Here is a 224-nt window from a genome sequence, read left to right on the forward strand (position 1 = left end):
CGTTTGTATCGCTACTCATGCCTGCATTCTCACTCGTGAACCGTCCACAACTCGCTTCCGCGGCTGCTTCACCCGGCACACGACGCTCCCCTACCCATCCACACAGGCGTTAGCCCTCATGTATGAATGACACGACTTCGGCGGTACGCTTGAGCCCCGCTACATTGTCGGCGCGGAATCACTAGACCAGTGAGCTATTACGCACTCTTTCAAGGGTGGCTGCT

1 rRNA gene is annotated in these 224 nt (G+C 57.1%); it reads right to left on the minus strand.

Features of this window, described 5'->3' with window-relative positions:
- A 23S ribosomal RNA gene (locus tag IG94_RS0138320) occupies positions 1–224 on the minus strand; the annotation flags it as partial.

The sequence above is a fragment of the Streptomyces olivaceus genome (assembly GCF_000721235.1).
Lineage (GTDB): Bacteria > Actinomycetota > Actinomycetes > Streptomycetales > Streptomycetaceae > Streptomyces > Streptomyces olivaceus.